Annotated in this window: 15 protein-coding genes; 13 read left to right on the plus strand and 2 right to left on the minus strand. The window is 62.7% G+C overall.

Annotated features, from left to right (window positions below):
• The first annotated feature begins 249 nt into the window (after positions 1–249).
• The 4 genes from bchE to CKO25_RS01860 all read left to right on the plus strand — a co-directional run bounded on the left by bchE (position 250) and on the right by CKO25_RS01860 (position 5,316).
• Positions 250–1,905, plus strand: a complete 1,656-nt coding sequence (gene bchE, locus CKO25_RS01845) for a magnesium-protoporphyrin IX monomethyl ester anaerobic oxidative cyclase (protein WP_200386174.1) — start codon at positions 250–252, stop codon at positions 1,903–1,905.
• Positions 1,906–1,918: 13 nt separating this feature from the next.
• Positions 1,919–3,277, plus strand: a complete 1,359-nt coding sequence (gene hemN, locus CKO25_RS01850) for an oxygen-independent coproporphyrinogen III oxidase (protein ID WP_200386175.1) — start codon at positions 1,919–1,921, stop codon at positions 3,275–3,277.
• Entirely contained in the window at positions 3,274–3,882 is a 609-nt protein-coding gene (gene bchJ / locus CKO25_RS01855; RefSeq protein ID WP_200386176.1) for a bacteriochlorophyll 4-vinyl reductase, read from the plus strand. Before hemN ends, bchJ begins: the two co-directional genes overlap by 4 nt.
• Positions 3,883–4,065: 183 nt before the next feature.
• Positions 4,066–5,316, plus strand: coding sequence for an AMP-binding protein (locus CKO25_RS01860; RefSeq protein ID WP_242467274.1), 1,251 nt, complete (start codon positions 4,066–4,068; stop codon positions 5,314–5,316).
• Between the two features lie 45 nt (positions 5,317–5,361).
• On the opposite strand, the gene CKO25_RS01865 is transcribed toward CKO25_RS01860, so the two are convergent.
• Positions 5,362–6,234 carry a carotenoid 1,2-hydratase family protein gene (locus CKO25_RS01865; protein ID WP_200386178.1) on the minus strand — a complete coding sequence of 291 codons (873 nt, stop codon included), beginning with the start codon at positions 6,232–6,234 and terminating at the stop codon, positions 5,362–5,364.
• A 41-nt stretch (positions 6,235–6,275) separates the two neighbouring features.
• Complete coding sequence (gene crtD, locus CKO25_RS01870) at positions 6,276–7,772, minus strand: 1-hydroxycarotenoid 3,4-desaturase CrtD (protein ID WP_200386179.1); 1,497 nt, start codon at positions 7,770–7,772, stop codon at positions 6,276–6,278.
• A gap of 166 nt (positions 7,773–7,938) precedes the next feature.
• Here crtD and CKO25_RS01875 point away from each other — a divergent pair, with 166 nt between their 5' ends.
• The 9 genes from CKO25_RS01875 to pufL all read left to right on the plus strand — a co-directional run bounded on the left by CKO25_RS01875 (position 7,939) and on the right by pufL (position 17,394).
• Positions 7,939–8,805, plus strand: coding sequence for a polyprenyl synthetase family protein (locus tag CKO25_RS01875; RefSeq protein WP_200386180.1), 867 nt, complete (start codon positions 7,939–7,941; stop codon positions 8,803–8,805).
• Positions 8,806–8,994: 189 nt separating this feature from the next.
• Positions 8,995–10,110 carry a methyltransferase gene (locus CKO25_RS01880; RefSeq protein WP_200386181.1) on the plus strand — a complete coding sequence of 372 codons (1,116 nt, stop codon included), beginning with the start codon at positions 8,995–8,997 and terminating at the stop codon, positions 10,108–10,110.
• 67 nt (positions 10,111–10,177) lie between these two features.
• Positions 10,178–11,131 carry a chlorophyll synthesis pathway protein BchC gene (gene bchC / locus CKO25_RS01885; RefSeq protein ID WP_200386182.1) on the plus strand — a complete coding sequence of 318 codons (954 nt, stop codon included), beginning with the start codon at positions 10,178–10,180 and terminating at the stop codon, positions 11,129–11,131.
• Between the two features lie 77 nt (positions 11,132–11,208).
• Positions 11,209–12,120: a chlorophyllide a reductase iron protein subunit X gene (locus CKO25_RS01890; protein ID WP_338115052.1), complete on the plus strand. Its 912-nt coding sequence runs from the start codon at positions 11,209–11,211 to the stop codon at positions 12,118–12,120.
• Entirely contained in the window at positions 12,113–13,618 is a 1,506-nt protein-coding gene (gene bchY, locus CKO25_RS01895) for a chlorophyllide a reductase subunit Y (protein ID WP_200386183.1), read from the plus strand. The genes CKO25_RS01890 and bchY overlap by 8 nt, the downstream gene beginning before the upstream one ends.
• A 25-nt stretch (positions 13,619–13,643) precedes the next feature.
• A complete protein-coding gene (gene bchZ, locus CKO25_RS01900; protein WP_200386184.1) occupies positions 13,644–15,086 on the plus strand; it encodes a chlorophyllide a reductase subunit Z in 1,443 nt (480 codons plus the stop codon).
• 932 nt (positions 15,087–16,018) lie between these two features.
• Positions 16,019–16,162, plus strand: a complete 144-nt coding sequence (gene pufB, locus CKO25_RS01905) for a light-harvesting antenna LH1, beta subunit (protein WP_200386185.1) — start codon at positions 16,019–16,021, stop codon at positions 16,160–16,162.
• Between the two features lie 82 nt (positions 16,163–16,244).
• Entirely contained in the window at positions 16,245–16,457 is a 213-nt protein-coding gene (pufA, locus tag CKO25_RS01910) for a light-harvesting antenna LH1, alpha subunit (protein WP_200386186.1), read from the plus strand.
• Positions 16,458–16,572: 115 nt separating this feature from the next.
• The gene (gene pufL, locus CKO25_RS01915; RefSeq protein ID WP_200386187.1) at positions 16,573–17,394 is read left to right on the plus strand and encodes a photosynthetic reaction center subunit L; all 822 of its coding nucleotides are present in this window, start codon (positions 16,573–16,575) and stop codon (positions 17,392–17,394) included.
• The last annotated feature ends 1 nt before the right edge of the window (position 17,395 follow it).

Below are 17,395 nucleotides of genomic sequence, written 5' to 3' on the forward strand. Positions count from 1 at the left end.
CGTTTGTTTTTGCTTCGATTCGTCGACTGGGCTAGGCTTGCACAAACGCGGCGCAAGTGAGGCACGATGCGGCGGGCGGTGCGGAATCGGTGCTCTCTTGACTCTAATCATATGGCGTTGCTAGGAGATCGGCTATCGTCCGAATCCTGATGCGTCGCAATCTGGATGCGTGCACGACCTGACTTGCTCAAATCGCAGTGCGACCGAGCCGGCACGGCCGCGTGCTCGAACCCTTTCCGAGGAATGCTCATGCGTATTTTGATGATCCAGCCGAACTATCACTGCGGCGGCGCCGAGATTGCCGGAAACTGGCCGCCGGGGTGGGTGGCCTATATCGGTGGTGCCCTGAAGCACGCGGGCATGACGAACATTCGTTTCATCGATGCGATGACCTACGATCTGTCGGATGACAAGCTCCGTGAGATCATTCGTGTCAATCAGCCGGACGTGGTGCTCGCGACCGCCATCACGCCTCAGATCTACAAGGCGCAAACGACCTTGCAGATCGCCAAGGAGGTGCTGCCGAGTGTCGTGACGGTGCTGGGTGGGATTCATCCAACCTTTATGTATACGCAGGTCTTCAGCGAGGCGCCTTGGATCGACTACATCGTGCGCGGTGAGGGCGAGGAGATCGCGGTGGCCTTGTTGAAGGCGATCGAGGCGGGCACGGATCGGAAGGATCGCAAGCGCATTTGGGGGATCGCCTTCATCGACGACGATGGGCAAGTCGTTGCAACCCCCGCCCGTCCCGTCATCGAGGATCTCGACACCCTGACGCCAGACTGGTCACTGCTCGATTGGGACAAGTACATCTACACGCCACTCAACTGCCGGGTCGCCGTTCCGAACTTCGCGCGCGGTTGCCCCTTTACCTGCCGGTTTTGCTCGCAGTGGAAGTTTTGGCGGAAATACCGTCATCGCGATCCGAAGAAATTTGTCGACGAGATCGAGACCCTGGTGCGTGATTACAACGTCGGCTTCATGATCTTAGCCGACGAAGAGCCCACCATTTTTCAGAAGAAATTCGTCGCACTCTGTGAAGAACTCATCAAACGCGACCTCCCCCTCTACTGGGGCATCAATACGCGTGTGACCGACATCATGCGTGACCGGGATCTCCTGCCACTCTACCGCAAGGCCGGTCTCGTTCATGTCTCGCTCGGCACTGAGGCAGTCTCGCAGCTCAACCTCGATACCTTCCGCAAGCAGACCACGGTCGAACAGAACAAGCTCGCGGTCAAGCTTCTGCAGCAAGCGGGCATCGTCGCCGAAGTCCAGTTCATCATGGGGCTCGAGAACGAGACGCCCGAGACCATCGAGGAAACCTACAAGCTCGCCCAGGACTGGAAGCCCGACATGGCGAACTGGAACATGTATACGCCATGGCCGTTCGCGGAGTTGTTCGAGGAGTTGGGTGATCGCGTCGAGGTGCGTGATTACTCGAAATACAACTTCGTCACGCCGATCATGAAGCCCGAGGCCATGACCCGCGAACAGGTTCTGAAAGGGGTGCTCAAGAACTATGCGCGGTTCTACATGCGCAAGAGCTTCTTGGAATATCCCTGGATTAAGGACAAGTTCCGTCGCCGCTACATGCTCGGTTGCCTGAAGGCATTCGCCAAGACCACGGCATCGAAAAAGTTCTATGATCTCGAACGGCTGAAAATGAAGGGAATGTCAGCCGAGGTCGATCTCGGTTTCGACGCCTCCAAGGTCCTGACCGCCGATGAGATCGCACAGTTGAAACGCGATCGCCCCGACCTCGCCGCCGATATGAACTTCAAGGGGACACCGCTTAAGGTAGTCGCCTGCGGTGCGCCGGACGATCTCAAGGTCTCCGAGGATGACTTGCCGCTGAAGACAACTGCCGGCAAGCCGAAGATGACAGCGGTGCAAACTGACTGACTGGGCCTCAGACATGGTGCCTCCATTACCTGCTCGTTTGCCGCCGGAACTGCTCGAGCGGTTCGGACATCCGACGCCCGGGCATGCTCAGTCGGTCATTCTCGGTGGTGACACCGCCTTCAGTGATGTCCACTATCGAGAGGCGCTGGTGGCCTTGAGCCAGCGCCCTCAGGACCACTTCGCGCTCTATGTACATGTTCCCTTCTGTCATGTGCGCTGTCTCTACTGCGCTTGCAATACCACGATTACGCACAGCGAGGAGCGGGTAGACCAATATCTGGATGCGCTGGATCACGAGATGTCGCTCGTTACCGAGATCATCGGCAAGCGGCGAGTCTCGGACCAACTCCACGTGGGAGGCGGAACGCCGAATCATCTGAACGAGCCGCAGCTCGCGCGACTCATGGAGATCGTCGAGCGGCATTTCGAGATCGCCGAGACGGCCTGTACCTCGGTTGAGTGCAATCCACGTCGAACCTCTGCCGGCCAACTCGATCTTCTCTACGGACTCGGCTTCCGTCGCATCAGCTTTGGTGTTCAGGATCTCAATGCCGATGTGCAGCGCGCGATCGGACGAGTCCAGTCCCTCGATATGGTGCGCGATGTCTTTCTCACGGCACGCGACACTGGTTTTGAAAGCATCAATCTTGATCTCATCTACGGTCTGCCGTTCCAAACCCTGGCGGGTTTCCAGCACACGCTCGATCAGATCGTTGCGCTCAGCCCCGATCGGATCGCCTGCTTCAGCTACGCTCATGACCCTGTGAGTCGTCCTCATCAGCACGCCATCCGTGCTGAGCATCTCCCCTCGATTGCCGAAAAACTCCAGTTGTTCCATCAAGCGGTTGAGTCCTTCTCGGCGGCGGGCTATCGCTGGGTTGGCACCGATGTGTTTGCTCGCGAGACCGATGAACTGACCAATGCGCAGAAAGAGCGGCGTCTGTATCGTAATGCGATCGGATACACGCCAGCGCCAGCGAAGCAGGTGCTGGCGTTCGGACCCAGTGGTATTGGCGAGGTCGGTGGGGTGCTGGTGCAGAACGCACCGGATCTGAAGACCTGGGAGCGGCAACTGGCGCAGGGGCTATTGCCGGTTGGGGGCGGGCGGCGGTTGACCGAGCAGGATCGGCGCAGACGTGAGGCCATCCTCTACCTGATGTGCAATTTGGAGTTGCCCGCGAGTTCGGCTAAGGGGCTGGAGCACGAATACGAAAGCCTGTGTCGCAATGGCGGCCAGGGTCTACTGGAGGTCACGAACGAGGGGATCCGGGTGACGCCCGAGGGACGTTATCTGCTGCATGGTCTCTGTGTCGAGCAGGATGCTTCGGTCGATTGGGGTAGCACTCAGTGGCGCGCGATGGTGTCACCATGACGCAGGTGGCCGCACCAGCGGCGGCGCGGGTCGGTCCGAATGCCATCATACGTGTTGCGGAGGTGTTGCGGGAGGTTGGGGAACCGGACTCGCTCAGTCTGATCCTCACCGCGGCCGGACTGGCTCCATACCTCGATGCCTTACCCGAGGAGATGGTCGAAGAGCATGAGGTCACCCGGCTGCAGGAGGCTCTGAGGACACATCTTGGCGTTGCTCAGGCACGCTCCGTGGCACATGACGCCGGGTTGCGAACAGGTGATTATCTCCTGGCCAATCGGATTCCCAAGCCGGTGCAGCGGCTCTTGAAGCTGCTGCCGGCGCGGCTTGCGAGCCGGATCCTGATCAAGGCGATCAGCCGCAATGCGTGGACCTTCGTGGGGAGTGGTCGCTTCGCGGGAACCCCGGGTCATCCAACCGAACTCAGCGTGGTCGATGGCCCGATCTGTCGCCAGGCGATCGCAGCCGAGCCCATCTGTGACTTCTACGCCGGGAGTTTCGAGCGCCTGTTCTCGACGCTCGTGCATCCGAACGCGCGCGTCACTGAGGTGGCCTGTCAGGCGATGGGCGCGCCGCGCTGCGTCTTTGAGGTGCGTTGGTCTGAGTGACGCGTGTGGAGCGTCTCGCTCCGCATCCTGATCGTCTCACTCATCCGCTAGGCTCCTGATCCCACGATCATGTCAGACGTGAATGCCACGGCAGGTCCAAGCGACTCAGGGCGTGTCATCCTGGCCGCTTCAGGGCGCTGGACGTCCACGTCATGGTCGAGCTGGGTGGCGACGCGAGCGTCCATGCTGCAACAGCAAGGTGTGCGCGCCCGGCAGGTCGTCATCTGCCCCGACTCACCCGCGCTCGACTTGGTGCTGATGCGTGAAGCGCTGATGCGACTGGGGGCGGCTCTGTTCCCGATGCGCAGCGGCATGTCCTCGGACGACATCTTGGTCTTGGCGTCCTCATGTGGCGCCGAGTGGCGTTGGTGTTCGAGGGCGGGTCTGGTCCAGTCCACGGGGGTCGCTGGGCCACCTGACGCCCCGGCGGCCGCGCTGCTGGTGAAAACGAGTGGGAGCAGCGGCGAGCCGAAGATCGTCATGCTGGCCAGGGACGCGTTGGATGCGGCTGCGGACATCGCCAACCATTGGCTTGCGTTTGGACCTGAAGATCGGTGGCTCTGCTGTCTGCGCCTGAGCCACATCGCCGGGCTCGCAATCCTGCATCGCTGGTGGCGCGCCGGTGCCGGTTTGGTGTTGCACGAGGGCTTTGATGCCGCGCGTCTGGCGCAGGATCTTCAGCGTCAGGCCGTGACCCATGTCTCCCTGGTCCCCGTGATGCTCGACCGGCTGCTGGCCATTGGTGCCCCACCGCCGGCATCGCTGCGGGTGGTCCTGATCGGCGGTCAGGCGCTCAGCACGCGCCTCGCGCGACGCGCCCTCGCCGCGGGTTGGCCGCTCTATCCGACCTACGGCATGACCGAAACCGGCGCACAGATCGCGACCTCCGCGACATCACTGACACAGATCCCGGAGGCTGGGCGTATCGGGCCTCTGTTACCCGGGGTGGAGATCGATCATCCGGGGACTGGCGATGAGCCGAAGCCGATTCGCATTCGTGGCCCCATGCTGATGGCGGGTTATGCCAATCCCGCACGCCGGCCGGGACAGGGGCTCCTGGGTGACTGGTTTGCAACCTCGGATCTCGGCTGGGTTGATCAGGACGGAACACTGACAGTCGTTGGTCGCGTTGATGAGATCGTCCTCATCGGGGGGCAGAAGATCGCACTGCCGCGGATCGCTGAACAGGTCCTGCGTGCGCCTGGAGTCCAGGAACTGGAGATTGTCGGTCTCGATGACTCGGTCTGGGGGTGTCGCCTGGTGGTTGTCTATGCGGGGACAATCGACGAAGCGAGGCTGGCCGCTTGGTGCAAACAGCAGCTTGCGGGTGCCGAGCGACCGCGCGCGTTCAAGCGGATCGCGGCACTTCCGCGACTCGCGACCGGCAAGCACGACCGGGTTGCCATCCGCGCCCTCGCTCAGGACGGGGTCTGAGCGAGAGCCGGGTCACAGCATGCACCTCATCTCGCGGCATGGACCTCAGCCGCTGACCCGGGGCATGCGAAACGGCAGCATCAGCTGCACCACCGGCGATGCAAAACGATCGAGTGAGAGGCTCTCGTGCACGCAGGTCGCCGTCTCGCCGAACAGTCGCGTCTCCACCAGCGATCGAGCATAGAACGGCGTGTCCTCCAGGGTTTCCACGACCCGAGCCTGATATCCTGGCTCGCATTGGGTACCGCGTTTGATCCGCCAGATCCCCGTGGTGGGTAGGCGTACGCGCGGTGGTGCTGGACACTCTTCGACCTCTCCCGCGGCGTTGAAGCGTAGGGCGAGGCTGGCTCCAGTTCCGGAGCGCGCGGTCACGTCATAGAGCATGCTGGTACCGCTCGGGGTGTTAGCGCGCGACCAGTCCCAACACTCGAAGGCGTCCTCGAGCGGTTCCTCTCCGCGATTCGAGTCGAAATAGCCTTGACCGCTCCACTGCAGATCCGGCTTCTCGAAGGCGACTTCCACACGCGAGATCGGGGCGATCGGCCACCAGATATGGCGCCCGGCAGAATCGAGCTCGAACTCACGTGGGTTCAGCGCCGCGGGGATCACCCGCACCCGCCCGCGCAGCCGCGACGGGATCGGCGCGGTGATCTCATTCACCTCGATGCTCAATGCGTTCCCGTCCCAACTGACATGGCTGGGGCCGATCTCGAGTCGGCTGGCCGTTTGGTGGAGCGCCTTGCGCCCACGCTCGGTCATCGCCCATCGTTTCCCCCCCTGTCCGTAGAGCGCGACATTAAGGGCGCAGTGGTTGAGCGGATCGGGCTGGCCGCGCCGTCGCGACCAGGCGTAATAAGGCGAGAAGACATTGCCAAGCATGGCGATGATGGTCAAGCCGTGAGCGCCATCATCGCTCAAGGCGTCGAGATACCACCAGAGATAGCCTCCTGGTGTGATCGTCAGGTCGAACCGAGGTCCCCCAGCAGGGTCGCGGCCGCGAGGCGCCCCGACATCGCTGCCATCGGCACTCCGGCTCCCGGATGCGCGCTCCCCCCCGCGAGGTAGAGCCCCGGGATCTTGCTGCGAGACGGAGGCCGCGTGAAGGAGGCCCGCCACCCGTGGGAGGCCTGGCCATAGAGCGCCCCCCCGGTCGCCGGGAAGAGCTGGTTGAAGACGGCTGGCGTCGTCACGACGCGCGCCTCGGGGTTGCGGTCGACCCGCAGACCGCAACGTTCCAAGAGAGAGAATGCCCGCTGCTCGCATTGTTCGATCTCCGCGCTATCGAATGGGTGCTGGTCACCCCGGGCTGGGGCGTTGAGTAGACAGAGTAGGCGCTCAGGTCCCCGCGGCGCGCTTGCGTCGTGATCGCCGCGATCCTGCGCGCAGATATAGATAGTGCCCTCACGCGGGACCTGTGAGCGTTCGAAAATATCCGCGAACTCGCTCGGATAGTCGCGACAGAAGAAGACACTGTGGCGCAACAAGGGGAAGCCCTCGGTCTTGGCGACGAGGCTCCAGGTGATCGCGGAGAGAGAGCGTTCGCGCGGGCTCGTCTTGGCGACTGCCCGCGTCACATCCGCGCCGAGAAACCCTTGGGCTAGGGCGGCAACATCACCATTGAAGACCACGGCATCGGCCGTGAGCGACTCCCCGTCACCCAAGCGGACGCCCCGCGCGCGTCCACGCTCGACCTGGATCTCGCTCACATCCGCGCCATAGGTGATGGTGGCACCCAAACGCTCAGCCAACCGCGCCAGCGCGACGGCCGTTTGATGCATCCCGCCTTCGACCGACCATACCCCTTGGCGTTCAACATGCGCGATCAGCATCAGGGTTGCCGGCGCGAGGAAGGGCGATGAGCCACAATAGGTCGAGTAACGCCCAAAGAGTTGGCGCAGGCGTTGATCCTCGAAATGCTCGCCGAGCGCCTGCCACAAGGTGTCGAAGGGCTTGATCTGGCGCAAGCCAGGGAAACCCTGCACGCCACAGCGACTGACGAGGCTGAGTGGATTGGGCCGCGACGAGCGGATGAAGGGTTGATCCAGGGTCTCGAAGATGGTGCGGGCGTGATCGCAGAAGCCGCGGTAGCGTTTCGCCTCGGCCGCGCCCGAGAAGTCACCGATCGCCTCAATCGTGCGCTCCTCGTCCGCATAGAGATCGAAGCGCTCACGCTCACTCCAGGCGTGGCGTGCTAAGATCTCGAACGGACGGAGGGTCAGATAGTCCTCAAGGGCGGCGCCCGCCTCGGCGAAGATCTCATCGAAGATCCAACGCATCGTGAAGACCGTGGGGCCTGCGTCGATCCGTTGATCGCCGATTTGGATCTCGCGCATCTTGCCGCCGGGCGCCGGTGCCCGTTCGAGCACCCGCACTTCGAGACCCCGCGCGGCCAATTGCACCGCGGTGACAAGTCCGCCGATCCCGGCGCCGACGACGATCACTGTGTTGGTGGGCATCGGATGCTGGCCTCTTCTTGAGATGGAGTGTGTCAGGAGGACTCGCCTGGGCGGCCACTGAGGACGCAATCCTCGGATTGACGTGAATGACCTTGATGTCTATTGTACATGACACAATCAAGTGTCAACTAAAATTTACATTCCGGTGACGACAGGGGACCCGGCGATGGACTTCACTGCGAAAATCGAACAAGCCTTGTCCACGGCACTGGGATCGGTCATCACCGATGCTTGTCCGCCCCGTTTGGCCGAGGCCGTGCGCCATGCTGTCTTTCCGGGTGGTGCGCGGGTGCGACCGCGGCTGTGCCTGGCTGTTGCGACGGCCTGTGGCAGCCCTGATGTCGAGATCGCCGCCGCGGTTGCGGCCTCCATTGAGTTGTTGCACTGCGCCTCGCTGGTGCACGACGACTTGCCCTGCTTCGACGATTCGCCCTTGCGCCGAGGGCTGCCCTCGGTTCATCGCGCCTATGGCGAGCCCCTTGCCGTGCTGGCGGGGGATGCTCTGATCGTGCTGGCGTTCGAGAACCTGGCCCGGGTCCTCGCGGAGGATCCGGCACGTCTTGCGCCACTGCTGCTCACGCTGGGACGCGCGGTGGGGATGCCGATGGGAATCGTGGCCGGTCAGGCTTGGGAATGTGAGCCGAAGGTGTCCGTCGCCGATTACCATCGAGCCAAGACCGGTGCCTTATTCGCCGCGGCGACCGCGGCCGGCGCGCAGGTCGCCGGTGCCGATGCCGAGGCGTGGCGCGTGGTCGGCGATCGGATCGGGGAGGCCTACCAGGTGGCCGATGACCTGCGCGATGTGGCCGCGAGTGCTCAGGAGGTCGGCAAACCGGTCGGGCGCGATGCGCTGCTCAATCGCCCAAGCGCGGCGGGTGAACTGGGTGTCGACGGTGCCGTGGATCTGCTCAAGGGGCTCGTGAAGGGGGCTGTCGAGGCGATTCCACCCTGTCCAGGTGCCGAGCAACTCGCCGCCGTGTTGGTTGCCGAATCGCGACACATCATGCCGAAGGGACTCGCGGATCGCGCCTAGTGCGCGCCGGCCACCTGCCTTCTTGCCCCGCGTCAGCAGGGCTCAGCCCTCGCACGCACCGCCAGCCGCGCGCCTCAGCCCGGTCTCGAATCGGGCCTGAGTGCACCGTCGTGGTCGCTCACGGCCCGAATTCCCGTTATCCTAGCCCGCTTCAATTTCAAACCCTGAATTCGAACGAGGTTCCCGGTCGTGTCGATTTTTGATTCCTGGCTGAATATCCGCAACGGTTTGCTTGCTCGTCCTGGTTTCCAACGTTGGGCCTCGGCGTTTCCATTGACACGACCGATCGCGCAACGGCGGGCGCGTGAGTTGTTCGATATCGTCGCGGGCTTTGTCTACTCGCAGGTGTTGTTCGCCTGTGTGCGTCTGAAGTTGTTTGAGGCCCTTGCCGATGGACCACAGAGTGTTGAGGTTCTGGCCGAGCGTCTTGAATTGTCTCCCGAGGCGATGACGCGCCTGTTGCGCGCGGCGGTCAGCCTGCGGCTGGTCGCGCACTGCGCGGATCAGCGTTATGCCCTCGGCGAACTGGGTGCGGCCATGATTGGTAACCCGGGGATCTCCGCGATGGTCGAGCATCACGCCATGGTGTATGCGGATCTCGCCGATCCGGTTGCGCTCCTGCGTGGCGAGTCGAAATCGACCGCACTCTCCAGCTATTGGGCCTACGCAGCGAATGCCGAGGCGGTGCATGCTGACGATCAAGCGATCGACGGCTATACCGCCTTAATGTCGGACAGCCAATCCTTGATCGCGGGTGATGTACTGGATGCCTATTCGCTAAAGGACCATCAGTGTCTGCTGGATGTGGGTGGTGGCGACGGCACCTTCCTGGTCGCCGCCGCGAAGCGCTGGCCCCATCTACGGGTGATCCTCTTCGATCTGCCGGCGGTCGCCGAGCGTGCGCGCGCACGGTTCGAGCGTGAGGGACTGGGTGAGCGCGCGACCGCGGTCGGGGGTGATCTGATGCGCGACCCCTTGCCAGAGGGCGCGGACATCATCTCGCTGGTCCGTGTGCTTCACGACCACAACGACGCCGAAGTGGACGCGATCATCAAGTCGGTGCGCCGGACCTTGCCATCTGGAGGCACGCTCATGGTGGCTGAGCCGATGTCGGGGACCCCGGGCGCCGAGCCGATCGGGGACGCCTATTTCGGTCTCTATCTCCTGGCGATGGGGAGCGGACGTCCGCGCACCCCGTTGGAGATCGAGAACATGCTGCGGTTGAATATCTTCGACCCGGTGCGCCTGGTCCCGACGGCACGCCCGATCCTCACACGTCTCTTGGTCGCCAATCGGATGGTCTGAACCAACGCACGAGGCGATCCAGTTTGGTTACACTGTGACCTCATCTTGCAACACTTCGGGCCGAACAGTGAATCTCGATACCATTGCCGTCGTTCTCGAGCAACCTGAATCACTGGCGCTTAAGCCACTGACACTGACGCCGCCGGGGGCGGCGGATGTCGTCGTCGACATCGAGTGGAGCGGGATCAGCACTGGGACCGAGCGCTTGCTGTGGTCCGGGCGCATGCCGAGTTTTCCAGGCATGGGCTATCCCCTGGTTCCCGGCTACGAATCGGTTGGGCGCATCACCTGGGCCGGCGCGGAGGCGGGGCTCACCGTGGGGCAGCGCGTGTTCGTGCCGGGTGCGCGCTGCTACAACGAAGCCCGTGGCCTCTTCGGTGGAGCGGCCTCGCGCGTGGTCGTGCCGGGAGCGCGATTGGTCGTGGTCGACGAGGCGCTCGGCGAGCAGGCGGTGCTGTTGGCCCTGGCGGCGACGGCCTATCATGCCGTGCGGAGCCTGACTGAAACGCCTCTCGATTTGATCGTCGGTCATGGGGTGTTGGGCCGTTTGGTCGCGCGCATCGCGGCACTGGCCGACGGAGCCGCGCCGGTCGTCTGGGAAACGAACCCCGAACGCGCGCACGGCGCCGAGGGCCACGGCTACGTCGTGATCGCACCGGATCAGGATCAACGCACCGACTATCGGCGCATCTGTGATGTCAGTGGTGATGCGGGTTTGCTCGACGCCTTGATCGCCCGGTTGGCCCCAGGTGGCGAGGTCGTCCTCGCTGGCTTCTACAGTCAGCCCCTGTCGTTCGCGTTCCCCCCGGCCTTTATGCGCGAGGCGCGGATCCAGGTCGCCGCCGAGTGGCGGCCACCTGATCTGGCCGCGGTCCAGCAGTTGGTCGACGCCGGGCGTCTCTCGCTCGCCGAACTCATCACCCATCGTCAACCGGCAAGCCGTGCCGATGCGGCCTATCGCACGGCATTCGGTGATCCCAATTGCCTGAAGATGATCTTGGACTGGAGATCGATCTCGTGAGTGAATCCGTCAAAATTCCGACCTCGGCGCTCGGCGCGCCACGCGATCGGGCGACCACGGATGCGGTTGCCGCACCCGTGATCACCCCCACCCAGATCATCGCCATTTACGGTAAGGGCGGGATCGGCAAGAGCTTTACCCTGGCCAACCTCTCCTACATGATGGCGCAGCAGGGCAAGAAGGTCTTGCTCATCGGCTGTGATCCCAAGAGCGACACCACGACGCTGTTGTTCGGCGGTCGCGCCTGTCCAACGATCCTGGGGACTTCGAGCGAGAAGAAGCGTGCGGGGGACGCGCTGACGATCAGCGACATTTGCTTCAAGCGTGATGGCGTCTTTGCCATGGAACTCGGTGGCCCTGACGTTGGGCGGGGCTGTGGTGGGCGTGGGATCATTCATGGTTTCGAATTGCTCGAGGGCATGGGCTTCCACGAGTGGGACTTCGACTATGTCCTGCTCGACTTTCTCGGTGACGTGGTCTGTGGTGGCTTCGGTCTGCCGATCGCGCGGGATCTATGCCAGAAAGTGATTGTCGTCGGATCAAACGATCTGCAGTCGCTCTATGTGGCAAACAATGTCTGTTCGGCCGTGGAGTATTTTCGACGTCTCGGCGGCAATGTCGGCGTGGCTGGAATGGTCATCAATAAGGACGATGGGACGGGCGAAGCGCAGGCCTTTGCCGCCGCGGTCGAGATTCCGATTCTCGCGACCATTCCCGCCCATGATGAGATCCGGCGCATGAGCGCGAACTATGAGATCGTGGCGCGCCCGGATGGTCCCTGGGGTTCCTTGTTCGAGTCGCTGGCGTCCAATGTCGCGCTCGCACCACCGATCCACCCCAAGCCGCTCGATCAGGACGGCTTGCTGGGTTTGTTCAAGGGCGATGTCGTTGGGCGTCACGTGACGCTCGAGCCCGCGCGACCGGAAGACATGTGTCCCGCGCAGGGCCTGACCAAGCCGTCGCTCGAGGTGATCTACGACGATGTCTAGACCAGATTCTGAAAACGGCCAGAGCGCGCCGCGTCCCGATCGGGTGCCGGCTGCTGCCGTGACGGGTGCGTCCGGTAGCGGATGTCACGGCGGGGCGGAGACCTTGCGTGCCGCCGCCGCGGCAGCCGGCAACGCGCAATTGTTGCAACGCTTCACGGCGGATTATCCCAAGGGGCCGCATGATCAGCCGCAGACCATGTGTCCGGCGTTCGGTGCCTTGCGCGTCGGGTTGCGCATGCGTCGTACCGCCATGCTGCTGGTCGGTTCGGGGTGTTGTGTCTACGGCCTCACCTTCACCTCCCACTTCTACGGCGCGCGCCGGTCGGTTGGTTACGTGCCCTTCGACTCCGAAACCCTGGTCTCGGGCGCCCTGTTCGAGGATGTGCGCGAGTCGGTGCTCAAACTCGCCGATCCCGCTCGTTACGACACCATCGTCGTGATCAACCTCTGCGTCCCGACCGCTTCGGGCGTGCCACTGCGCCTCTTGCCCAAGGAGCTCAACGGGGTGCGCATTCTCGGCATTGACGTGCCCGGTTTTGGGGTGCCGACACATGCCGAGGCGAAGGACGTCCTCGCTGGTGCCATGCTCCAGTATGCGCGCACCGAGGCGGAACAGGGACCGGTCCAGGCCCCGCGTGGTGGCCGCAGCGAGCGGCCAACCGTCACCCTGCTCGGTGAGATGTTTCCAGCGGACCCGGTCGGCATAGGCATGATGCTCGAGCCCATGGGGCTTGCGGCCGGGCCAGTGATCCCGACCCGGGAGTGGCGCGAGCTCTATGGTGCGCTCGATGCGCGCGTGGTCGCCGCGATCCATCCGCACTACGCCGCGAGCGCGCGCGAATTCGCCCTAGCGGGACGTCCGGTGATCGGTTCGGCGCCGGTTGGATGCGAGGGGACGGCGAGCTGGCTGGATGCGATCGGTGCTGCGTGCGGGATCGCGCAGGAGACCATCGATCTGGCCAAGAACCGGATCCTGCCAGCCATCCGGGGAGCCCTGTCGGGCAGCCCGATCAAGGGGCGCATCACGGTTTCCGGTTACGAGGGTTCCGAGCTCCTGGTCGCGCGACTGCTGATCGAATCTGGTGCGGAGGTGGCCTATGTCGGCACGGCCTGTGCTCAGACGCCCTGGTCGGCAGCGGATCTCGCCTGGCTCGAAGAACGGGGCGTGCCGGTACGGTTTCGCGCCTCATTGGAACAGGATCTCGCGGCGGTGGAGGCACTCGCGCCGGACTTGGCGATCGGGACAACTCCGGTCGTGCAGAAGGCAAAAGAACTCAGTATCCCCGCGCTCTACTTTACCAATCTCATCTCGGCACGCCCGCTGATGGGGCCGGCTGGGGCGGGCTCGCTGGCCCAGGTGATCAACACGGCCCTATCCAATCGGCACCGTTTCGAAACCATGCGTCGCTTCTTTGCGGGTGTGGGGACCGGCGAAACCTACGGGATCTCGGGCGAGACCTCTGGGGTTCCTAGCGGGTCTGAGGTCAAGCCACTTTGAGTCCGCGAGTGAGGACGTTCCACCCATGCTGATCAATGACCTCGACCGTGCTGGCGGATATTGGGGATCCGTATACGTCTTCACGGCCATCAAGGGCCTCCAGGTCATCATCGACGGACCCGTTGGCTGTGAAAATTTGCCAGTCACCGCGGTGCTGCACTACACCGATGGTTTGCCGCCCCATGAGTTGCCCGTGGTGGTGACCGGTCTCGGCGAGGAGGAGTTGGGGCAGAAGGGGACCGAGGAGGCGATGAGCCGGGCCTACGCGACCCTGGATCCGCACCGCCCCGCCGTTGTCGTCACCGGCTCGATTGCCGAGATGATCGGTGGTGGGGTGATCCCGGAAGGAACCAATATTCTCCGCTTCTTGCCAAGGACCATCGATGAGGATCAGTGGCAGAGTGCCAATCGCGCCATGTTTTGGCTCTGGAGCCAGTATGGCACGAAGAAAAAGGGCGCGCGCCCCAAGGCCCGACCGCGTACGGACGGGCAGCCGCCCCGGGTCAACATCATCGGTCCCATGTATGGCACCTTTAATATGCCGTCGGATCTGGCTGAGATCAGACGCTTGGTGGAGGGGATCGGCGCTTGCGTCAATCAGGTGTTTCCGCTTGGCAGCCATCTAGACCGGGTGCCCGAGCTGGTCGATGCCGATGTGAACATTTGTCTGTATCGCGAGTTCGGCCGCAGTCTCTGCGAGGCGCTTGAGAAACCCTTCCTCCAGGCTCCCATTGGTCTGCATAGCACAACGAAGTTCCTGCGCGCGCTTGGCGAACTGCTCGGGCTCGACCCCGAACCCTTCATTGAGCGCGAAAAACACACCACCATCAAACCGATTTGGGATCTCTGGCGGTCGGTGACCCAGGACTTCTTCGGCACGGCGAGCTTCGGTGTCGTCGCCACCGAGACCTATGTGCGCGGACTGCGGCATTTTCTCGAAGACGAGCTCGGCATGCCCTGCCACTTCGCCTTCTCGCGCCAGGCGGGCGTGAAACCGGACAATGATCAGGTCCGGGACGCCGTGCAAACCAAGACGCCCTTGATCGTCTTCGGCAGTTACAACGAGCGCATGTACCTGTCGGAAATCGCTGCCCGCGCAACCTATATCCCGGCATCCTTTCCCGGGACAGTGATCCGGCGGCATACGGGGACGCCTTTCATGGGTTACGCGGGGGCGACTTATCTGATCCAGGAGGTCTGCAATGCCCTCTTCGATGCGCTCTTCCACATCATTCCACTCGGCACCGATCTCGATAAGGTCGATGCAACGCCGGCGCGCTTCCATCGTGAGCTGCCATGGGATGATGACGCGCTTGCCGAGTTTGACCGAGTCGTCGAGGGCCAGCCGGTGCTGGTGCGGATCTCTGCGGCGAAACAACTGCGTGATGCCGCCGAGCGCGCCGCGCGTCATGACGGTGCTGCGCGGGTGCATCTGGCGCACGTGCGCGATCAGCGTTTGACCCCCTGAACCGGCTGGCCCTGCCTCGACGCGGCGAGGGTCCGACGGGCCCTCACCGCGCTCCGCGTGAACGTCGTCTCCCTGCGCGTTCCACCCGAACGACTGCTCGAACCCGAGTCTCGTCCATCGTCAGTTCGCAATCCGGGCGTCCATCCACCGATCGGCCGTGGGCACGGGCGACCGTCCACCACGCCTCATCTGCCGCGCCGGCTCAGCGTCCGCCAGCCGTTGAACCTAGATCCGGCCGTTGAACGGCCATCACCCAGCAGGTGAGTGTCAGATGACCCAGATCCTCAGCGCCGTCGAACCCTTGCATGCGGCACGAAGCGGTCAACTGCCGGATCGAGATTGAAACTCTGGGTGTTCCCATCACCCCTCCGTTCCCTGTCCCAGCCCGCTTGTCCGCTACAGCCCCCGCTAGGGAGCGGCTACCCGACCCTGTTTTAGGCCGAACCCACGTCCGTGACCGCGCAAGATCGCTAGCGCGCACGGCCCTGACACCCGTGTTGGACACCACGGACTTGTCCGTGAACAACTCGAGCGCATCTGGCGAGAAAAGATGTGTAAATGTAGATTGACATCTGCGGTAGTCAAGCTAGACTGACACCTGAATCCAGACAACCCCAAAGGCGTTCATAGCAAGCTCATGGCCCCCGACCTGAACCACAACCGAAGCGACCTGCACGGCACCGCACCACTGGTACGGACGTCAAGGCGCGATGCGGTCGAGGGGGAATTGATCAAGGTGTTGCTGGACTGCGCGGTCTTGGCTGCGTCGAAGATGACTTTAACGTCTCGACATCAGGGGCGATTGAGTCAAGAGGCCGTCACGCTGCAGCAGATGACCTCTCCGCCGTGGCTCATCGAGCCACGGCGAAACCCCCGCCGCACGGGGTCGGTGCGGCGTTACTTAGGTTCATCTCCTACTGGAGGATCGATCAATGGCTGAAAACACCAGCATGTCCGGACTGACCGAAGAAGAGGCGAAAGAGTTTCACGGCATCTTCGTGCAAAGCATGACCACGTTCTTCGGGATCGTGATCGTTGCTCACATCCTGGCGTGGCTGTGGCGCCCCTGGCTGTAAGGGATTCCTTGTGAGCGCTGGCGCCCGTCCAGGTGCCGGTCTCAAGGCACTCTAACCCGTACCTCATTCGTGGAGTAAGACTATGTTTTCGACCGAAAGCTTGTGGAAAATCTGGCTGATCATGGATCCGCGCCGCATCCTGGTCGCCCTGTTCGCCTTCTTGATCGTCCTCGGCTTGGCGATCCACATGATTCTGCTCAGCACCGATGACTTCAATTGGCTCGAAGATGGGATTCCGGCCAAGTCCGCAGTCAGCCAGATGCAAGTGACGCCGGTGGTGCCACAACGGCAATAGCGTCCTTTTCGGGGGTGGCAGGGGAGGCATGACTTGCTGGTCAGACCCCACCTACCGCCGACAGTGCTAAGAGGAGGCAGCCGGATTGGATGCCTCCCCAGCAGAGGATTTTACGATGGCCATGCTCAGTTTTGAGAAAAAATACCGCGTCCGTGGCGGGACGCTGATCGGGGGAGATCTATTCGACTTCTGGGTGGGGCCGTTCTATGTCGGCTTCTTCGGCGTCGCTACGTTCTTCTTCGCACTATTAGGAACGCTCCTCATCGTATGGGGCGCCGCTCTTGGCCCGACCTTCAATATCTGGCAGATCAATATCGCTCCCCCGGATCTAAGCTACGGCCTTGGGATGGCACCGCTCAGCGAAGGAGGTCTCTGGCAGATCATTACCTTCTGTGCCATCGGTGCATTCGTCTCATGGGCGCTGCGAGAGGTCGAGATCTGCCGCAAGCTCGGGATTGGCTACCACGTTCCCTTCGCCTTCGCCTTCGCCATTGGCGCCTATCTTACCCTTGTGGTCATTCGTCCCATTTTGATGGGCGCTTGGGGTCATGGTTTCCCATACGGAATCATGAGCCACCTGGATTGGGTCTCCAACGTCGGCTACCAGTACCTGCATTTCCACTATAACCCAGCGCATATGCTGGCGATCACCTTCTTCTTCACGACCTGCTTAGCGCTTGCGATGCATGGCTCCCTGATCCTGCAGGTGACGAACCCGAAAAAAGGTGAACCGGTCAAGACCGGTGAGCATGAAAATACCTTCTTCCGGGATCTGATCGGTTACTCCATCGGAGCGCTTGGGATCCATCGCTTGGGCCTCTTCCTTGCTCTCAGTGCGGTCTTCTGGAGTGCCGTTTGTATTGTGATCAGCGGACCCTTCTGGACGCGCGGTTGGCCAGAATGGTGGAACTGGTGGCTTGAGCTTCCGCTCTGGTAGG

Origin of the sequence: Thiocapsa imhoffii (assembly GCF_016583985.1) — a bacterium.
In the GTDB taxonomy this organism is placed as follows: Bacteria; Pseudomonadota; Gammaproteobacteria; order Chromatiales; family Chromatiaceae; genus Thiocapsa; species Thiocapsa imhoffii.